The organism is Rosenbergiella collisarenosi, assembly GCF_018494085.1.
Lineage (GTDB): Bacteria > Pseudomonadota > Gammaproteobacteria > Enterobacterales > Enterobacteriaceae > Rosenbergiella > Rosenbergiella collisarenosi.
The window spans coordinates 251,654-268,351 of the sequence record NZ_JABBFP010000003.1 but is presented as its reverse complement, the minus strand read 5'-3'; the positions used below and the strand labels follow the sequence as shown (position 1 = coordinate 268,351).

19 protein-coding genes are annotated in these 16,698 nt (G+C 48.5%); 10 read left to right on the top strand and 9 right to left on the bottom strand.

Annotated elements, in window-relative coordinates:
* Positions 1–39 precede the first annotated feature (39 nt).
* Positions 40–975 (top strand): extracellular solute-binding protein, encoded by a 936-nt coding sequence (locus HGT70_RS07010; RefSeq protein WP_071430392.1) that lies wholly within the window; start codon positions 40–42, stop codon positions 973–975.
* A gap of 27 nt (positions 976–1,002) precedes the next feature.
* A complete protein-coding gene (locus tag HGT70_RS07005; RefSeq protein WP_071430390.1) occupies positions 1,003–1,749 on the top strand; it encodes a molybdate ABC transporter permease subunit in 747 nt (248 codons plus the stop codon).
* A gap of 22 nt (positions 1,750–1,771) precedes the next feature.
* Here HGT70_RS07005 and HGT70_RS07000 read toward each other — a convergent pair whose 3' ends face one another.
* On the bottom strand, positions 1,772–2,692 hold the full coding sequence (locus HGT70_RS07000; RefSeq protein WP_071430388.1) for a Kdo(2)-lipid IV(A) acyltransferase: 921 nt from the start codon (positions 2,690–2,692) through the stop codon (positions 1,772–1,774).
* A 195-nt stretch (positions 2,693–2,887) separates the two neighbouring features.
* On the opposite strand from HGT70_RS07000, the gene HGT70_RS06995 reads away from it, so the two are divergent.
* Positions 2,888–3,721 carry a hypothetical protein gene (locus tag HGT70_RS06995; RefSeq protein ID WP_071430386.1) on the top strand — a complete coding sequence of 278 codons (834 nt, stop codon included), beginning with the start codon at positions 2,888–2,890 and terminating at the stop codon, positions 3,719–3,721.
* Positions 3,722–3,783: 62 nt separating this feature from the next.
* Here HGT70_RS06995 and HGT70_RS06990 read toward each other — a convergent pair whose 3' ends face one another.
* From HGT70_RS06990 to ldcA, 5 genes are all read right to left on the bottom strand, one after another.
* The gene (locus HGT70_RS06990) at positions 3,784–3,966 is read right to left on the bottom strand and encodes a hypothetical protein (protein ID WP_071430384.1); all 183 of its coding nucleotides are present in this window, start codon (positions 3,964–3,966) and stop codon (positions 3,784–3,786) included.
* A 255-nt stretch (positions 3,967–4,221) separates the two neighbouring features.
* The gene (locus HGT70_RS06985; protein ID WP_214195389.1) at positions 4,222–5,136 is read right to left on the bottom strand and encodes a DMT family transporter; all 915 of its coding nucleotides are present in this window, start codon (positions 5,134–5,136) and stop codon (positions 4,222–4,224) included.
* 284 nt (positions 5,137–5,420) lie between these two features.
* A complete protein-coding gene (locus tag HGT70_RS06980; protein WP_071430380.1) occupies positions 5,421–5,669 on the bottom strand; it encodes a CsbD family protein in 249 nt (82 codons plus the stop codon).
* 101 nt (positions 5,670–5,770) lie between these two features.
* Entirely contained in the window at positions 5,771–6,121 is a 351-nt protein-coding gene (locus HGT70_RS06975) for a hypothetical protein (RefSeq protein WP_157725300.1), read from the bottom strand.
* Between the two features lie 37 nt (positions 6,122–6,158).
* Positions 6,159–7,082 (bottom strand): muramoyltetrapeptide carboxypeptidase, encoded by a 924-nt coding sequence (gene ldcA / locus HGT70_RS06970; protein ID WP_214195388.1) that lies wholly within the window; start codon positions 7,080–7,082, stop codon positions 6,159–6,161.
* Between the two features lie 253 nt (positions 7,083–7,335).
* On the opposite strand from ldcA, the gene HGT70_RS06965 reads away from it, so the two are divergent.
* The 4 genes from HGT70_RS06965 (at position 7,336) to HGT70_RS06950 (ending at position 10,249) form a co-directional block, all read left to right on the top strand.
* A complete protein-coding gene (locus HGT70_RS06965; RefSeq protein ID WP_214195387.1) occupies positions 7,336–7,989 on the top strand; it encodes a transglycosylase SLT domain-containing protein in 654 nt (217 codons plus the stop codon).
* Positions 7,990–8,131: 142 nt separating this feature from the next.
* Entirely contained in the window at positions 8,132–8,380 is a 249-nt protein-coding gene (locus HGT70_RS06960) for a GlsB/YeaQ/YmgE family stress response membrane protein (RefSeq protein WP_071430376.1), read from the top strand.
* A gap of 129 nt (positions 8,381–8,509) precedes the next feature.
* Positions 8,510–9,082 (top strand): TorD/DmsD family molecular chaperone, encoded by a 573-nt coding sequence (locus HGT70_RS06955; RefSeq protein ID WP_214195386.1) that lies wholly within the window; start codon positions 8,510–8,512, stop codon positions 9,080–9,082.
* Complete coding sequence (locus HGT70_RS06950) at positions 9,083–10,249, top strand: amidohydrolase (protein WP_071430372.1); 1,167 nt, start codon at positions 9,083–9,085, stop codon at positions 10,247–10,249.
* Between the two features lie 4 nt (positions 10,250–10,253).
* Here the strand turns inward: HGT70_RS06950 and HGT70_RS06945 are convergent, their stop codons facing one another.
* Positions 10,254–10,823 carry a class I SAM-dependent methyltransferase gene (locus HGT70_RS06945; protein ID WP_071430370.1) on the bottom strand — a complete coding sequence of 190 codons (570 nt, stop codon included), beginning with the start codon at positions 10,821–10,823 and terminating at the stop codon, positions 10,254–10,256.
* 214 nt (positions 10,824–11,037) lie between these two features.
* Here HGT70_RS06945 and HGT70_RS06940 point away from each other — a divergent pair, with 214 nt between their 5' ends.
* On the top strand, positions 11,038–12,558 hold the full coding sequence (locus HGT70_RS06940; RefSeq protein ID WP_214195385.1) for an aldehyde dehydrogenase family protein: 1,521 nt from the start codon (positions 11,038–11,040) through the stop codon (positions 12,556–12,558).
* 40 nt (positions 12,559–12,598) lie between these two features.
* Here HGT70_RS06940 and HGT70_RS06935 read toward each other — a convergent pair whose 3' ends face one another.
* The gene (locus HGT70_RS06935; RefSeq protein WP_214195384.1) at positions 12,599–13,831 is read right to left on the bottom strand and encodes an amino acid permease; all 1,233 of its coding nucleotides are present in this window, start codon (positions 13,829–13,831) and stop codon (positions 12,599–12,601) included.
* Between the two features lie 89 nt (positions 13,832–13,920).
* Between HGT70_RS06935 and HGT70_RS06930 the strand changes: the two genes are divergently transcribed.
* The gene (locus tag HGT70_RS06930; protein WP_071430364.1) at positions 13,921–14,844 is read left to right on the top strand and encodes an aminoimidazole riboside kinase; all 924 of its coding nucleotides are present in this window, start codon (positions 13,921–13,923) and stop codon (positions 14,842–14,844) included.
* A 102-nt stretch (positions 14,845–14,946) separates the two neighbouring features.
* Positions 14,947–15,285: a zinc ribbon domain-containing protein YjdM gene (locus HGT70_RS06925; protein WP_214195383.1), complete on the top strand. Its 339-nt coding sequence runs from the start codon at positions 14,947–14,949 to the stop codon at positions 15,283–15,285.
* Positions 15,286–15,328: 43 nt separating this feature from the next.
* Here HGT70_RS06925 and HGT70_RS06920 read toward each other — a convergent pair whose 3' ends face one another.
* On the bottom strand, positions 15,329–16,564 hold the full coding sequence (locus tag HGT70_RS06920) for an oligosaccharide MFS transporter (RefSeq protein WP_214195503.1): 1,236 nt from the start codon (positions 16,562–16,564) through the stop codon (positions 15,329–15,331).
* Between the last annotated feature and the right edge of the window lie 134 nt (positions 16,565–16,698).

The following is a 16,698-nucleotide window of genomic DNA, read 5'->3' as shown; positions in this document are numbered from 1 at the left end:
CTAAGGTGTTAATAACCTTCACTTAATGAGTATAGCACTATGCAGACATCCCTCAGTTGTCGCCCCAAAGTGTTAAAAAAATCTGGGTTACTTCTAGCGCTAGCGTTCAGTTGTATCAGCCCCTTTGCGACAGCTGAAGCGCTGACCGTGACTTATGCGGGCTCGATGGGCGTGGTGATGGATAATGGTCTCGGTCCGGATTTCGCGAAAACTCACCATGTTGACTATCAAGGTCAGGGGCAAGGGGCATACGCAATGGCACGTCTGCTGGCTGCGAAGAAGGTGGTGGCGGATGTATTTGTCTCAATTACCCCTGGCCCGATTGATGTGCTTAAACAAGCCGGTCTCGTCGGTCAAGCCCAGCCAGTGGCGAGTACACGAATGGTCATCGCCTATAATCCGCATAGTCGCTTCGCACAACAACTGGCGCAGTCCACAACGGCGCAACCCTGGTGGAAAACCTTGTCCGAACCGGGGCTGCGCTTTGGGCGGACAGATCCTACCAGCGATCCACAGGGACAAAACATTATTTTTACCCTGAAGCTTGCCGAGAAGTATTACCACCAACCAGGCCTAGCGCAGAAAATTATGGGGGAAGTCATTAACCCGCAACAGATCGCGGCGGAAGGTGGTCTGCTCGCTCGCTTACAAGCGGGGCAGGTGGACGCCGCATCGGGTTATGAGAGTGCCACGCGTTCAGCGAAATTACCTTATATCGTACTACCGGACGAGATTAACCTCAGTAATCCCGATTATAGCCAGCGCTGGTATGATACTGTTAGCTTTGAGGTAGCGGATAAGCAGGGCAAAGCGAAGACTTATCGGCCTCAACCGTTAGTGTTTTACGCGGTAGTCCTCAAAAATTCTCCTCATCCCCAACTTGCACAGCAATTCGTTGATTATTTAACGAGCGCACAGGCGCAAAAAATCTTTAAGGAAAACGGCTATGATCAACCTAAGGGTAAGTCATTTTAACCCTGCGCAGAGAGTCGCAGCGTCGCAATGTTAGCGCGTAGCCTGATGTTTCCAGCATTAGGCCTCTTAGCCGTGCCGTTTATTGCGTTATTAATCGTCACCCCATGGCACGATTTTCATTTAGCGTATGGCGATGGCCGAGCTGTCTGGACCTCGCTAACGCTTAGCGCTATCAGTCTTCCTCTCGTCGTGCTACTGGGTACGCCTGTAGCATTGTGGTTGGCGAGAACGGCCTCATCGTGGCGTGTGGCGGTTGAAATCGGGATATTGATCCCGCTACTCACCCCCCCGCTGGCGATGGGGATCCTATTGGTGACCGCTTACGGGCCTTACGGAACATTGGGGGAGGCGATTACCCGACTTGGTATCAACCTCACGAATACGCCTGCGGCATTTGTCATAGCGCAGCTGTATGCCGCGTTGCCTTTTTATATCCTGATGGCGCGTACCACTTTTGCAACGGTGCCAAGGGAGGTCGATGAGGTCGCTCAAACATTGGGGGCAAGTCGCGGACAACTTTTCTGGCGGGTTACACTGCCTTTGGCCAGAGCGGGGCTCCTCAATAGTCTTTCTCTCGCTTGGGCGAGGGCGCTTGGCGAATTCGGAATAGTAATGATTTTTTGCTATTTTCCGCAAGGGATCCCGGTAAAACTCTATGTTGACCTACAAAATAGCGGTGTTGAGGCGGTGTACGCGCTGCTATGGATTTTGCTATTAACGAGTTTGCCTTTTCCGTTGTGGTGTTTTTATCGCGCACAGAAGATCCGATGCTAGCCCGCACTGCGCGGGCATTCGCTTAATAGACAGAGTTTTCGCCTGTAGGGCGGGTCTTGAATCGACGATGCAGCCACATATATTGCTCGGGTGCCATCATGACACAACGCTCGACCAAGCGATTGAGGGCGGTTGCCGTACCGACATCTGAATCAAGGGGTATATCGTCAGCCTCGGGTAGGATAACCATCTCGTAGCCTTGATTGTTAGCTAGGCGTCGCGCCAGAAAAGGAATAATCGCCGGTTGTCCCATGCGAATCAACGCATAACTGCCTTTGGTAGAAGCCGCCTGCTCCATGGCAAAAAACGGCGCAAACACGCTGCTTTTAGGGCCATAATCGTGATCGGGTGCGTACCACAGAATATCGCCTTGTTTCAACGCGCGTAGCATCCCCTTCACATCGCGGCGATTCAGCATTGCTTTATTCGACCGCATACGACCATAAGTTTGTAACCAATCGAGTAGCGGGTTGTTATTGGGACGGTAGACGCCAACCCCCGGATTATAGATACCGAAAATTCGTGCGCCCAATTCGAGGGTCAGAAAGTGCACGCCGAGTAGCAGGATACCTTTACCTTCCTGCTGAGCTTTAGAGATATGCTCAAGTCCGGTCACTTTAAAATGTTTTTTTACGCGCTGATCGGACCAAAACCATGCCATTCCGGTTTCAAATAACGCCATCCCGACAGACTCAAAATTCTTTTTTAGTAGCTGCGCGCGTTCGCTCTCCGATTTTTCAGGAAAGCAGAGTTGTAGATTGCGTGCGGCAACATAAACGCGCTCGGTCATCACTTTCATCGCCAAACGGCCGACAAAGGGTCCCAAGGTATTTAGGCAGCGATAAGGAAGTTGCACCACCAAATAGAGTGTAGCAATCCCACACCACAGCAGAAAATAACGTGGATGCAATAATTGACGACTAAACTTAGGTAAAATGGTCATAATAAACCCTGATCATCTAAATAAATTTCAACACTATACCCGGTAGTATACCGTAACTTACGAGCTTTTGCTGGGCCGGGTTTGTAAAAGCTCGCCATATCAGTGAGATGAGGAGTATGACTACGGAACATACTGTATCTATCAAGCGCCATGCCTTTGCTACACTTAAGAGGACTATCAATAAAGAGAACCATTATGGCCCGTGAACATGAGAGTGAGCTTTATCGCTACCCGCAGCAGCTAAGAGATACGCTTGAACACCTACCGCGTACGCCTGGTGTCTATTTCTTTTGGGCGGCGAATAGTCATATTCCCCTCTATATTGGTAAGAGCGTCAATATTCGATCTCGCGTTCTCTCGCATTTACGTACGGTACGTGAAGCGAAGCTGTTACGACAAACGGATAGAATAACCTTCACAGAAACCGCCGGCGATATTGGCGCGCAACTACTTGAAGCAACCTTAATTAAACAGCTTATCCCTTTGCACAATAAACAGTTACGTAAACAGCGAGCACTTTTTTCTCTTCAGTGGAAAGAGACGGGTATCGCCTTTGTGAGTTCCACTGAACATAACTTTGCACGAACGCCAAACCTCTACGGATTGTTTCGTAATAAACGTGCAGCCATGGAGTTTATTCGTAATCTCGCCGATGCCCAGCAGCTCTGCTTGGCGACACTAGGTATTGAAACTCAGCAACGTGGACGCGGTTGTTTTCGCTCCATGCTCGGGAAGTGTCGCGGCGTCTGCCAGGGTAAGGAGAGTATAGAAGAGCATAATCGCCGAGCGCTAGAGGCGTTATCGTCGTGGCAGATTAAGATGTGGCCTTATGAGGGAAGGGTGGCGCTCCATGAGCAGCGTGAAGGATTTAACGACTACCACATCATTGATCACTGGCGATATATCAATACCGTTAATCAACTGGGTAAACTCCCTCAAGAGAAGCACGAGAATAGTTTCGATGGCGATAGTTACCGTATCTTATGTCGCGCATTGTTCAGCGGCGTAGAGGTGATCCCTCTCGACTAGAGGAGTTGCCAAAAAAAAGGTAAGTGACGCAGGTCGCTTACCTATTTTAGTGTGGTAAAAGGTCAAGTCATAATGGCAAAGTGCATATCTTCAATTAACAATGCACCCTGGCGTAATATTGTGCGTTTCCCTACATATTGTTCACGAATTTGCGGCCATTTCGGGAGCTCTTCACACTCTTTTTGCCACACACCACGGTAGTCAGGATTAATCGATTCAAATTCGGTTCTTGTTAAAGTAAACATTCGTCTTCTCCTCAGATTGCTCTACACCAGACCTACATAACAACGCTAAAACTTGATTAGGCTTTAGCTATCTTGGCGTCACCGCCAGTTCCTTACGTCCATATAACTACTATAGTGTGACAATCTCATGACGGTGGTTTTTTTTACAAAAACTGAACTTTCTTTTTTTATTCTGAATATCTAAACCGGAAAATAATGTGGCGGCTATCGGCAACGCGTCATTGAGGTATTGTGACGCATTACCGTAGCGAGCGTTTACAGCGGGCGACGACGTCTAAATATACGTATTCCGCCACTTTTTACGGTGACCAAGATGATACCAATGACGACGAGGTTTGCTCCCCAGACAAAGGTATTTTGAATAGTTTCATGCAGGAGTAATGCCCCCAAGACCACGCCAAACAGCGGAGTCATAAATGTCAGTACTCCTAATTGTGAGGCAACATATTTTTTAAGTAAGGCAAACCAAGCCAGAAAGCTGATAAAACAAATAACCACCGACTGAAACGTCAGTGCAGCGATATTTTTAAAGGTAGGCTCAAACAGCGTATTGCCGCTTAGCCAGCTAGCAATGAGTAAGAAAATAAAAGAAACAATCAGCTGGTAAAGCAGAATGGGTCGTGAGCCCATTTGGTTGACGCGAGTGCTACGGATCACCACCGTTGTTGCACCCCACATTAATCCAGAAAGTAGCGCAAAAAAATCGCCTTTAAGCATAGTGCTATCGCCAAACCCGCCGGAAAAAGAGACGCAGATACCGATAAACGAGAAGACGATACCTACCCACTGCAGTCCTGATAAACGTTCGTCTTTGATGGCAAAATTTAGCCCGACCGCAGCAAAGATGGGCGAGGTATAAAGGAAGACCACAACATGACCGGCCGTCGTGTATTTTACGGCTTCTGAGACGAAGAAATACTCGAGAGAGAAAAGTAACCCGACGAGCCCCCCCATCAACCACATACCCCTAGCGATAGGAAAGCGTTGGCGCTGTACGAGCATTAGCCCGGATAGCAGCAACGCGGCAATCCCTGAACGCATGGCAAGTAATAGCAGTGGGGAGAAGTTTCCGGCGATTTCTTTTAAAATGACTTGTTGCGAACTCCAAACGAGGCATATTAACAGCATTGCGACTACCGCGGTGCCATCAAGTTGTTTTCTAACGTCCATAAGACTCCTGATTAGTGGCTGAATTATCAGTGGCCGCGGACTATATCATAGAATTTATAGCGGGTTGGAGTGGGGAGCAGGCTAAAATCTTGGATAAAAAAAAGCCCGCACGAGGCGGGCAAGATAACTAGAGCAATGTGAGTAAGTTAGGCGAATATCTGATTGTGTCAATCAGGTACTCTGAACATCAAAAATAGCGACAGATCGCACGAATTGCAACATACTTTTGGTGCGTTAGAGCAAAAAAAAGCACCCAGAGGGTGCTTTTAACTGATTTCTGACGGTTATTTTCTGCCGAGCAGGTAACCGAAGGCAACACCAATCGCCGCCGCAACAGCTAGGCCAGCATAAGGCTTATCTGAAACTTGTTGTTTGATCGTATCAGCCGCGTCTTTCACTGCGTAGCTTGCTTGGGAAGCATATTTACGCGCTGCGCCTTTTGCTGAATGCTCATCTTGATCGGTCACGTCGCCATAAGCTTCTTGTGCTGCACCTGCGTACTCTTCAACTTTATCTTGGATTTTACTAACCATTGAAATGCTCCTTGGTAGGCTGATGTAATGTCGATGATTAAACTATAGCAAAGAAAATAAAAAATGTAGGGTTTACAGATTTTTCCTACGAAAATAGCACGTTAAGGCTTGGCAGCAGAGACCGGGCACGTCCAAGTGACCATGGAGTCTTGACGCGCATCGGCTAACCGAAAGCGGTCATTAGAAAGCCGTTGTGCTAAAAATCCGTCCTTCGTTGTCGTGCTAGGCACGTAGAGTGCAGGATTAGTACTGTGTAGATACCCACTGTGAACCGTTGTATCACCTTTAGTGATAGTAAAACGCTGTATCTCGTCAAACACCCATGCCTGAGAATGCCCCGTTACTTGTCCAGTAAGAGTAGAAACTTCCCCAGAACATAATCGACCATAAGGTTTGTGGCTACAACCTGTCACTGATAGTGCGATGGGGATTAGGTAAATAATGGCTCGCATGGTAACTCCCTTCCTGCACCATAATGATGATGATCAGTTAATCGACTAAATAAGGATAGCCAGAAAGTTGCAGGTGTCGTTGCTTTTCTTGCGCAATTAAGCTCGCTTGTGCGCCAATAGGGAGGGTCACCGTATCCGCGTCGTGGCCGAAATCGAGCTGATTGATAAACGGGACGCCCGTTTTTTTCTGAAGATAGTCCCACACGCTAGTGAGCTGGTAACCCGCGTCATAGTCATTAGGTTCACCATGAGTAAAACTTCCGGTGATGACAGCTTTTTGCTGACTGAGTATGCCAGCGTGATACAGCTGCAATAGCATGCGTTCCACCCGAAACGGACTTTCATTAATATCCTCGATGGCCAATATGCCGCCGGTCACCTTCGGTAACCAAGGTGTACCCACCAATGAGCAGATCATCGTAAGATTTCCCCCCCACAGTTGACCCTGCCATGAGCCAGTTAAGGGTTGGGTATCTTGCCAGGTGAGCGTATAGCTGGGTTGGGTTAAAATGCCCCAAAAATGGGTTTGTGTAAAAGAGGAGAGGGGATCTGCGCCAAAATTACCGGCTAACATCGGCGCACTGAAAGTCACCAAGTCAGCCTGGGCTAATAGTGCTAGCTGGATTGCAGTAAAATCGCTGTGGCCGCATATTGCGGTGGGCTGATTAGCAAAGCGCCGTTGTAGGCCCGCATAATCTATCGCCTCTAATAAACGGCTCGCGCCATACCCGCCTCTTGCCGCTAAAATAATGTCAGGTAATGAAGAGAGCTGCGCCAGCTCGTTAATATCGTTGAGGCGTTCGTGATCAGTGCCCGCGAAGCGCTGTTCCCTGCGACCAATTACAGTGGTGTTATCGATAGTATGTTCGATGGATAGACGTTCGATGCCACGTTTAGCGGCAATTTGGTTCTGGCAATATCCCGACGGAGCGATTAATCGTATAGAGCGAGGTCTGGGCATAGTCTACTCAGTATTTGGCAAAATTTTATAATAATGACCTGACGGATGAAGGCAAGATACCCGTCAAAAATATTTGATGATGGGGAATCAATATTAGGATTTTACCGATTTTTATGTTAAAAAATCGCCAACCGGGGAAAAAATCCGACTAATTCGGCATGCTGCGTCAGCATTTTTTAAGACAAACGGCCATATTTTAAATTTTTCTGCTGAGTAATATAGCTCGCAATTCATTATCTAGGAACTCCATGACGTGAAAAGCAAACTCTTGCTGTTGACGGTCCTCACGCTGTCAGCCTGTTCACAGCATCCGACACAGACCACAGAACTACCGGCTACCTCAAGCTCCAAGTTTTTACTCGATCCTCAAACGATCACCAAGCCAGGGAAAGTGATCACCAACGATCATTGGTCACACTATACCGAAGATGCCGCCAGTCATTATGGCGTTGACCCGAAACTCGTCAGCGCCATTATTAGTGTCGAATCAGGTGGAAATCCAAAAGTCGTCAGTCACTCTAACGCTATTGGACTAATGCAAATCAAAGCCTCAACAGCTGGTCGCGCCGTATATCAAGCGACAGGACGTCGCGGACAACCGAGTGGGCATGAGCTGAAGGATCCTGCTAAAAATATCCAGATAGGCACCGCGTATTTAAAACTCCTGCAAGAAAATGAACTATCGGGTATCAAAAATCCGGTAACGCTGCGTTATGCGACCATCGTCTCTTATGCGAATGGCGCAGGGGCCTTAATGCGCATATTTTCATCAAGTCGTGAGCGGGCTATCGCTAAAATCAATCATATGACGCCGGAACAATTTATTAGTTTTGTGCAGCGCGAGCACCCAGCAGCCCAAGCCCCACGCTATCTGCGTAAGGTGACTGAGGCTTACCAAGACAGTTAACATCATAAATAATAAAGTTTTTATTAATATTTATTCGCCACTCTGAAAATTATTGCCTATAATCGTCAAGACAGTGTTTAGAAATATTCATTAATCACTTTGTGAATGTATAAATCGATGTTTGTCAGATAAGGAGCAGTAAATGGGTATTCTTTCGTGGATTATCTTTGGTCTGATCGCAGGGATCCTTGCGAAATGGATTATGCCAGGTAAAGATGGTGGCGGTTTCATCGTAACCATTATTCTGGGGATTGTTGGTGCGGTCGTAGGCGGCTGGATCAGTACTTTCTTCGGTCATGGTCGTGTTGACGGCTTCAACTTCGGCAGCTTTGTGGTCGCTGTAATCGGTGCAATCGTTGTACTGTGGATCTACCGCAAAGTCAGAAGCTAAATTCTGACGAATCGAAAAGGCCATCTCATTGAGATGGCCTTTTTTTTACCCTATTTTTGATGAATCGATGCAGCGATGGGCCACCATGCTACAATCGCCCGATTATTTCGTTACTAATAGGCTACTCATATGAATGAATTTTCCGTACTTTGCCGCATTCTCGGCACGTTATTTTACCGCAACCCTAACGATCCTGCGCTGCAGCCGCTGTGGGAACTATTTAAAGAGGGTAAACTCAATCAAAACTGGCCACTCGAACAAGATGATTTATTGGCACAACTGCAACGTCACTACGACCGTGATGAGCTGAGTCGCGATTATCAGCAGCTGTTTGGCGATGAATCGCCTTCTGTCACACCTTTCGGGCATCAATGGCCACAAGGCCCCGCAGAATCCGAGGTTAAAAACTTTTTAACCACTCGTGGCATGCCACTTTCGACGACCGCTGCCGATCACTTTGGCCTATTACTCATTGCCGCTTCTTGGCTTGAGGACCATGCCGCCGCGGATGAAAATCAAGCGATCACCGCGTTGTTTGATGAGTTTTTACTCCCGTGGTGTGGTGCATTCCTGGGTAAAGTTGAAGCGCATGCGCAGACGGGCTTCTATCGTGCGTTAGCTATGACCACGCGTGGAGCGTTACAAGCGATGGCAGATGAGTTATTCGCTGGCGAGGAGTACGACGAAGATGAAGAGGCTTAGATGAACCCAACTTCTGCATTACTGGATGAGTTAACGGGCTTACGTCGCCACCTTCACCAGCATCCTGAGGCGGCATTCGAAGAAGTGGCCACTGCAGCGGCCGTCGAGCGCTATCTACGGCAGTGTAATATGGATGAAATCCACACCGGTATCGGTAAAACGGGGATCGTCGCGCTAATTAAAGGTAATCGACCGGGTAAAATGATTGCCTTACGTGCGGATATGGATGCCTTGCCGATGCAAGAAGGGCGTGATGCCTCGCAAGTTGAGTATTGCTCTACCGTAGCAGGCAGATTCCATGGCTGTGGTCACGACGGACACACGGTGATGTTACTCGGTGCGGCCAAACTACTCGGTCAGCACCGTGACTTCGCAGGCACCTTAGTGTTTATCTTTCAATGCGCAGAGGAAAACTTACTCGGTGCACCGGCGATGCTCAATGACGGGTTGCATCAGCGGTTTGCGTTCGAGGAAATTTATGGGCTGCACAATATGCCTGGCCGACCACGCGGCATCATCGAAGTTAATCAAGCTGCGACGTTAACGGCGAGTGATATTTTTACTCTAACGCTGCGGGGTAAGGGAGGACATGGTGCCGTTCCAGAGCGCTGTATTGATCCCATCGTGATGGCGTCGAGGCTCATTAATGATTACCAAACGATCATTAGTCGCTCGATTAGCCCCTTACAGACAGCGACAATCAGCTTCGGTTCTATTCACGGAGGAAGCTCGCATAATATCATTCCTGATCAGGTCGTCTTAACGGGCACCGTGAGGACGTATGACGCGCAAGTCAGGGTCGAGGTTAAACAGCGGATGCAGCAACTGCTCGATAGCGTTACACAAGGCTTTGGCGGTAGTGGTGAGATTACGTATATCGCTGGCTGTCCAGCCGTAGTGAACGACACGGCGCTCGCCAGTACTCTAGTAGAGTCCTTACAACAGTGGCGCGGTACCGATGCCTGTTATCTGGCGAACAGTCCGGTAGGCCCCTCTGAGGATTTTTCTTTCTACTTAGACTATGCGCCTGGCGTGTACGGCTTTCTCGGTATCGGCGACAGGCCGATGTGTCATCATCCCGATTACGATTTCGATGATGCCGTCATTGGCCAAGGTATCGATTGGTGGCTGAATATCGCGCACGCGCGTGCGGGCTATCGACGATAAGCTATCACGTTTTATCAGACCAGTTACGCTGGCACCGGTACACCCACGCGGGTGGCACGTTTTTGAGTACGCGCTGTCTCTCCCAAATAAAATACCGTGATAACTCCGGTTGGGTGAGAGAAGTGTACTGAAACTGTATAAACACTCCGCCCGGTGCCAGCGTTTCGTGAACCTTTTCTAAAATAGCATGGCGGGTTTGAGCGGGCAGTGAAAGCAGCGGTAATCCAGAAAAAATCACATCGTAATGGCCGGTGAGATGTTCGGCAGAATGCGAGTGGATCGCCATCCGCCCATCTTGAATCTGCCTAAGCTTTTTAACGAGAGGTGGGCTAATCTCAAACACATCGAGCGTAGCTTGGGGAGAGAGGTGCTGCAACAAAACGCGAGTAAGCACGCCATCTCCGGCTCCGAGTTCTGCGGCACGACTTACTCTTTGCCAATCAGCCCCTTGAGCCATGGTCTCGCAGAGTATTAGAGATGAGGGGGTTATGCTGCCGATTGCACGCGGATTCTTTATGAATTGTTGAACAAATCCGGCTTTCGAACGGAACATGTTTATGGCTGATGCCAGCATTGTTAACCTCCTGTTAGACCTCAATGACTACTTAGTCTTCAGTGTAGAGCGAAAGTGCCACATTAGAACCTTTTTTTTACGGTTTATAAGAATAGTCTGTCAGTAAAAAGAGTAAATTATTCTTACCAATCTCACAAAATAACCTCTTACCCTGTGACAGGGTCCCTTTTTTGTGTCTAATTTAACACATATTTAACATCGTCATGGGGGCACTATGCGCTATGCGTCACCGAAGGAACAGGGCTCGTTAATTAGCCTGAAAGACCGTTATCATAACTATATCGGTGGGCAGTTTATTCCACCGAGAGCGGGGCAATATTTTAAAAATAGCTCACCAATCGATAATTCGTTGATCGGCGAATTTCCGCGTTCACAGGCCGAAGATATCGATGATGCGGTCAGTGCTGCGGCCCAAGCCTTCGTTGGTTGGAGTAAGGTGTCGGTGCAACAGCGTGCTGATGTCTTATTGAAAATTGCGGATCGTTTAGAGCAAGCGGTTGAGCGATTTGCGGTGAACGAGAGCTGGGATAATGGTAAGCCGGTACGCGAGACCCTCGCCGCCGATGTTCCCTTGGCCGTGGATCATTTCCGCTACTTTGCAGGATGCCTCAGAGCACAAGAGGGAAGCTGTGCAGAGATTGATGAGACAACGGTTAGCTATCATTTTCACGAACCGCTGGGCGTTGTAGGCCAGATAATCCCATGGAATTTCCCCTTATTGATGGCTGCGTGGAAACTCGCTCCCGCACTGGCGGCAGGAAATTGCGTTGTACTGAAGCCTGCTGAGCAGACTCCGCTATCGATCACACTGTTTGCAGAGTTAGTGGGCGATCTCCTGCCCAAGGGCGTACTCAATATCGTTCACGGATTTGGGCGAGAGGCAGGAGAAGCGTTAGCCGGCCACACAGGGATCGCCAAAATTGCCTTCACCGGCTCGACGGCCACTGGGCGCCATATTCTCGAATTAGCGGCAAAAAACATTATCCCCTCTACGGTTGAATTAGGCGGTAAATCGCCGAATATCTTCTTCGAAGATATCATGGATGCCGAGGAGAGTTTTATTGAGAAGGCAGCAGAAGGACTGGTGCTTGGCTTCCTCAATCAGGGGGAGATTTGTACTTGCCCATCGCGTGCTTTAGTACAAGCCTCTATTTTTGATAAGTTTATGGCGGTGGTGATGAAGCGTATGCAAACCATTAAACGCGGCCATCCATTGGATACTGAGACTATGGTGGGGGCGCAAGCCTCGCAGCAACAGTTCGAGAAGATCCTTTCTTGGCTGGAAATTGCCAAACAAGAGGGCGCGCAGGTGCTTACCGGTGGACAGGTTGAGACGCTACCTGGAGAATTAGGGGCAGGCTTCTATATTCAGCCAACCTTGCTGAAAGGCAATAACCGCATGCAGGTATTCCAAGAAGAAATTTTTGGCCCGGTGATTGGCATAACGACTTTCAAAGACGAGGCGGAAGCCATCTCAATCGCTAACGATACCATTTACGGGTTAGGGGCGGGTGTCTGGACGCGTGATACGCATCGTGCTTATCGCGTCGGGCGTGCGGTACAGGCGGGCAGGGTGTGGACCAATTGCTACCATCTCTACCCGGCCCATGCCGCCTTTGGAGGCTACAAGCAGTCTGGTATCGGTCGCGAGACCCATAAGATGATGTTAGATCACTATCAGCAAACGAAAAATCTACTTGTCAGCTATGGGATTGAACCGCTAGGGCTGTTTTAAGAAAAAAGGGCGGTGAAGGATTAACCGCCCAGATACGTCATTAATGGAAGAACATCACCGAGACACAGAGAATACCGACGATCAACGTCAATAAGTTTCCAATACTGCGATAAGGCTTTAATTCCGCAATTAACCATGTCGAAAGCGTTGGCATGATAAACAGGATCATCGCGATAAGTGGGCCGCTAATCGCGTAGATCATCGATAAAGCATTAGGATTAATGCTACATACGCCAAACGTAATCAACGACACAATACATATCGATACTGCGCGGTTAAAGCGATGACTGCGCGTCACACCGATCTGCTTTAGGGTCGTACGCGTCAACTCTGTCGCGCCTTCTATGACCCCAAAATAGGTCCCGAGAAACGATTTTGACATCGCGACGATGGCGACCACAATTCCCGACACTGCAAGCCAAGCCGGGGAGTTAGGCTCCATCGAAAGCGCAGAGAGAATGGTCAAACCTTTATCCTTCGCTTCATGAATATAGGCATTCGGAATCGATAGATAGCAACTGAACACAAAGAAGAGCACGCTGATGCTGATCACCAAGTAGGACCAACGCATGATGCGTTTGCAACTCGACATTGCCTTATCGCCCTGTGACTCGCGCTGTGCCACCGAGAAGGTGGAAATAATCGGCGTATGGCTAAAAGCGAAGACCATCACCGGCAACGATAGCCAGATCTGGTGCAGACTTGCGGTCGAAAATTCGCCGTTTAGCGATAACAACTCTGGGTGCCAATCTTTTATCATGTAGCAAGAGAGAAAGAAAAAGTAGGCGAGGATAGGAAAAACCAGAAGGCTCATCACCCTAATAGTCGCTTGCCGTCCCATTAGGAAAATAGCGTTAAGCACCATGACCACTAAGAAACTCAAGCCTATGCGGGCAAGATGCGTCAAGGGGTGATGGACAGAGATTTGCTCGATAAGGGAATTCGTTATCGCGACGGCGTAAATTAAAATAATCACGAAAAAAGCGATAAAATAGAGGAAGGTAATGACATTACCCACACGCTTTCCATAGTAATATTTTACGGCATTAGTGATACCATCACCGGGTTCACGCGCTGGCGCCGCAAGGATAAACTGACTTAAGGCTTTGTGCGGCCAATAAGTGAGTGGCCACGCAACGAGGGCGGTGAGAAACAGGACGAGTGTTCCTGCGGAACCGAGTTGGATGGGAAGAAACAGCGTTCCCGCGCCAACGGCTGTACCGTAGAGGGCAAAACCCCATAGAGTAGCTTCTTTTGACCAAAATCTTGCCATCGATGAATTGATTATCCTGGTTAAATTGAAAAAGGCCGCTAATCTATCACATTAATTTGATTACTGTTAGAACGATTGATGGAGTCACTATGAGTAAGAAAGTATGGGTACTGGGCGATGCGGTTATCGATCTACTACCAGAAAGTGAAGGACGTTTACTTCAATGCCCCGGTGGAGCGCCTGCAAATGTAGCGGTCGGCATCGCCCGGTTAGGCGGTAATAGTGCTTTTATTGGCCGAGTCGGACAGGATCCCTTTGGTAAATTTTTACAAACTACGCTTAAAAAAGAACAAGTCTCTACCGACTATATGCACTTTGATCCAGAACAGCGCACCTCTACCGTAGTCGTCGGGCTGGATGACGACGGCGAGCGTTCTTTCACCTTTATGGTAAAACCAAGTGCAGATCTCTTTCTGGTCAATCAAGACCTTCCTGGATTCCAGGCCGAAGAGTGGTTACATTGCTGCTCCATCGCCTTAAGTCGCGAGCCGAGTCGCGCCACGACGCTTGAAGCCATGGCGCGAATTCGCCGTGCCGGAGGAAAGGTCTGTTTCGACCCTAATATTCGCGAGGATTTCTGGCCTAACGAACAGGTACTGCGCGATACCTTAGCACAGGCGTTGAGCTTGGCTGACGTGATCAAGTTATCCGAGGATGAATTACAGTTTATTAGTGGCAGCCACCAACTGGAGCAGGGGATTACGCGTATCGTCGAGGCCTACCACCCTGAGCTACTCGTCATTACTCGCGGTAAAGAAGGCGTCACCGCCTTCTATCAAGATAAGATGAGCTACCATGAAGCCAAGCCGGTAGTGAGCGTCGATACGACGGGTGCGGGAGACGCGTTCGTCGCAGGTTTACTTTACGGTCTTTCAACCCGTGGCTTCCCACAATCCTCTTCGCAATTAGAGAGCGTGCTCGCTTTAGCGCAGGTATGCGGGGCCTTGGCAACGACAGCAAAAGGGGCGATGACGGCACTGCCTTATTACTCCGAAATAACGAAACAGTTCTAAGCTCGCTTCTTATGGCGTTATTTTGCTGTGTTTAAAACGAAAAACGGTTACCCTATACCCACAAAGTATAGGGTTTTTTGTTTTAAGAAAATGAGGTTTTTTATGCAAGCACTTCCTCCTTGCCCCCACTGCCAATCTACTTTTACCTGGGAAAATGAGGGCACGTTCAATTGTCCAGAATGCGGGCATGAATGGTCGTTAGGGGCGACAAACGACGATGAGCAACTTGTGGTCCGAGATGCAAACGGAAACTTGCTGAGTGACGGCGATTCGGTCACGGTGATCAAAGACTTAAAGGTTAAGGGGAGTTCCACCCCCTTAAAGATCGGCACGAAAGTTAAGGGGATCCGCCTAGTTGACGGAGATCATAACATCGATTGTAAAATCGACGGATTCGGGCCGATGAAACTGAAATCAGAGTTTGTGAAGAAGAACGGCTAAGTACTGCTCGATGAAATGCCCGTTACGGGCATTTCTTCGTTGCTCACAAGAGTAATTTTTTCTCTGCTAGAGAAGGGAGCGTCCGCCTACCTAGTACTATCCCACCAAATAATAGCATCAGGCTTACGATCGCGGCGATAAGCCAAAATAGCGATTGATAGCCGTAGCGATCCTGTAGCGCGCCGATGGGGAAGGAGATCAGAACAACTCCGATTGAGCTAGCAACTTGGAATCCGACGAGAAAGATGGTCGATGAGAGGCGCTTATCAAAGTAAAGGGAGCTGTATTTGAACACGGCAATGACACACAACGGTACTTCGAGCGCATGGAGCAATTTAACGGCAGAGATAAGGGCAGGGTTCACACTTATCGCGCATGAAAATATTCTTATTGCCATGATCAGCACGCCAAGTAATAACGCATTCTTTGCCCCGATACGATTGACGAACAAGGGGGTTAGCGCCATAAACAGTGCTTCAAGGATCACTTGCGATGCATTGAGGTAACTATAGAGCTCTGCGCCCCGCGATGGAGAGCTAAACAATTGGGTATAAAAAATCGGAAATAGCTGTTGGTCGAAAATGGTATAGAAAGACCAAGTGCCCATCACAAAGCTTACGAATAGCCAGAAATGTTTATCCCTGAGTATTGCCATAAAATCTTGGCGAGTAATGACTTTTTGCTGAAGTATTGGCTGCGCTGGTGGGGTAAATCGTGCATTGAGGTAAGCGAAAGCGATCCCTAAAACAGAAACGAGCCAAAAATTAAGGCTGGGATCAATGCTGAATACTATTCCTGCAACAAACGCCCCCAACGCATAGCCCAATGACCCCCACGACCGCGCCGCGCCGTACTCGAAGTGAAAATGACGGCTTATTTTTTCAGAAAAGGTCTCGACCAACCCAAAACCCGCGAGATAACCGATACCGAGAAATAACGCCCCCACTAGCGCACCAGAGTAAAAGTGATTGAGCAACAGAGGTTGGTAGACCCAGGTCATAAACGGCCCGGTAAGGATCAATAATGCACTGACTAGCCACATCAACGTCTTCTTAAGACCTAGCTTGTCTTGGATAACCCCGTAAATCAGCATAAATATGATGCTGGTAGTTTGATTGACGGCATAAAGAAGTCCCAATTCGGCGCCAGACAGGCCGATACGTTGTTTAAGCCAGATGGCATACAGCGACCACCATAGCGACCAGCAAATAAAGAACAGAGCGGAGTAGCCCGATGCAATGCGGTAGTACGGATTTCTAAAGGGGATGGAATGCCTCATAAGGATCTCCCAGAGTCGTCGATAACAGATAGTGATACTCTGTTTTATTGTTCTGAGAATACTCTTAACGTCGAAGCTGTAATCTTCATCACATTTAGCGAGAGTTAACGTTAACATTTGTGATTCAGCGCACA

Bases quoted from the DNA above. Each gene is read 5' to 3' on its own strand.
- HGT70_RS06950 (WP_071430372.1), top strand. From the start codon at position 9,083: ATGAACCCAACTTCTGCATTACTGGATGAGTTAACGGGCTTACGTCGC.
- HGT70_RS06985 (WP_214195389.1), bottom strand. From the start codon at position 5,136: ATGGACGTTAGAAAACAACTTGATGGCACCGCGGTAGTCGCAATGCTG.
- HGT70_RS07005 (WP_071430390.1), top strand. From the start codon at position 1,003: ATGTTAGCGCGTAGCCTGATGTTTCCAGCATTAGGCCTCTTAGCCGTG.
- HGT70_RS06960 (WP_071430376.1), top strand. From the start codon at position 8,132: ATGGGTATTCTTTCGTGGATTATCTTTGGTCTGATCGCAGGGATCCTT.
- ldcA (WP_214195388.1), bottom strand. From the start codon at position 7,082: ATGCCCAGACCTCGCTCTATACGATTAATCGCTCCGTCGGGATATTGC.
- HGT70_RS06940 (WP_214195385.1), top strand. From the start codon at position 11,038: ATGCGCTATGCGTCACCGAAGGAACAGGGCTCGTTAATTAGCCTGAAA.
- HGT70_RS06980 (WP_071430380.1), bottom strand. From the start codon at position 5,669: ATGGTTAGTAAAATCCAAGATAAAGTTGAAGAGTACGCAGGTGCAGCA.
- HGT70_RS06930 (WP_071430364.1), top strand. From the start codon at position 13,921: ATGAGTAAGAAAGTATGGGTACTGGGCGATGCGGTTATCGATCTACTA.
- HGT70_RS06935 (WP_214195384.1), bottom strand. From the start codon at position 13,831: ATGGCAAGATTTTGGTCAAAAGAAGCTACTCTATGGGGTTTTGCCCTC.
- HGT70_RS06975 (WP_157725300.1), bottom strand. From the start codon at position 6,121: ATGCGAGCCATTATTTACCTAATCCCCATCGCACTATCAGTGACAGGT.
- HGT70_RS06995 (WP_071430386.1), top strand. From the start codon at position 2,888: ATGGCCCGTGAACATGAGAGTGAGCTTTATCGCTACCCGCAGCAGCTA.
- HGT70_RS06955 (WP_214195386.1), top strand. From the start codon at position 8,510: ATGAATGAATTTTCCGTACTTTGCCGCATTCTCGGCACGTTATTTTAC.
- HGT70_RS06925 (WP_214195383.1), top strand. From the start codon at position 14,947: ATGCAAGCACTTCCTCCTTGCCCCCACTGCCAATCTACTTTTACCTGG.
- HGT70_RS06990 (WP_071430384.1), bottom strand. From the start codon at position 3,966: ATGTTTACTTTAACAAGAACCGAATTTGAATCGATTAATCCTGACTAC.
- HGT70_RS06920 (WP_214195503.1), bottom strand. From the start codon at position 16,564: ATGAGGCATTCCATCCCCTTTAGAAATCCGTACTACCGCATTGCATCG.
- HGT70_RS06945 (WP_071430370.1), bottom strand. From the start codon at position 10,823: ATGCTGGCATCAGCCATAAACATGTTCCGTTCGAAAGCCGGATTTGTT.
- HGT70_RS07010 (WP_071430392.1), top strand. From the start codon at position 40: ATGCAGACATCCCTCAGTTGTCGCCCCAAAGTGTTAAAAAAATCTGGG.
- HGT70_RS07000 (WP_071430388.1), bottom strand. From the start codon at position 2,692: ATGACCATTTTACCTAAGTTTAGTCGTCAATTATTGCATCCACGTTAT.